The sequence below is a fragment of the Bradyrhizobium australafricanum genome (assembly GCF_020329495.1).
Taxonomy (GTDB): Bacteria; Pseudomonadota; Alphaproteobacteria; order Rhizobiales; family Xanthobacteraceae; genus Bradyrhizobium; species Bradyrhizobium australafricanum.
The window spans coordinates 1-1,012 of record NZ_JAGKJL010000180.1 but is presented as its reverse complement, the minus strand read 5'-3'; the positions used below and the strand labels follow the sequence as shown (position 1 = coordinate 1,012).

At 62.4% G+C, this 1,012-nt stretch carries 1 protein-coding gene; it reads left to right on the top strand.

Translation table 11 applies throughout. The features are described from left to right. Window positions 1-1,012: IS4 family transposase (locus J6525_RS46420; protein ID WP_225649612.1), on the top strand; the 1,012-nt coding region annotated here is incomplete at both ends.

Below are 1,012 nucleotides of genomic sequence, written 5' to 3'. Positions count from 1 at the left end.
AATTGATTGAGGGCTGGAGCGCGCAGACGCGGACTGCGGTCAGCGGGCGTCATGTGCTGGCGATCCAGGATACGAGCGAGGTCAAGTTCCAGACCCAGGCGGGACGGCGGCGCGGGCTGGGCAAAGTCGGCAAGGGCAATGCTCGCGGCGTGCTGTTGCATGCGATGATGGCGGTGGATGCCGACAGCGGGGTCTGTCTTGGCCTTACTGGCGGCAACGTTTGGACGCGCAAAGGCAAGGTAAAAATCCCGCATGAGCGGCGCGCCTTGGCCGACAAGGAGTCGGCGCGCTGGGTGACGGCCGCCGAGCAAGGCCGCGACGTCCTGGCAGATGCCCGCATGATCACCGTCGTCAACGACCGCGAGGGGGATTTCTTTGCTCACTGGGCGCTGACGCCAGCTGAGAATGTCCATCTTCTGTCGCGTGCCATGCACGACCATGCGCTGGTCGATGGCGACACACTTTATCAGGCGGTCGAGCGGAGCCGCTTCTGCGACAACGCGGTGATCGATCTGCCGCAGCGAATGGATCGGCGCGGCCGGCAGGCCCATCTCTCGATGCGCTTCGGAACCGTCGTGCTCAAGCGGCCGCAGAGGCCCGGCGTCACCGACTTGGCGGAGGGCATCAAACTCAGCTTCGTAGAAGTGGTCGAGTTGCATCCGCCGAGAGGTGCGGAGCCCATTCGCTGGCTGCTCCTGACCACTCATCCGGTCGCCACCGTTAAAGACGCCTGGCAGATCGTCTCCTGGTACCGCCAGCGCTGGATCATTGAGCAACTCTTTCGCTCGCTGAAGAGCCAGGGTTTGCGCATCGAGGATAGTCAGATCGAGAGCGCCGAAGGCCTGATCAAGCTCGTGGCGGTCGCCACCAGAGCGGCATGTATCGTCATTCAACTCGTTCAGGCCCGCAACAGTGGCGAAGAATTGCCGGCTGAATTTGTCTTCACCGCAGAAGAGATCGAGACGCTCAGGGCCATCAACAAAACCATGAAAGGTCGCACCGAGCTTCAGAA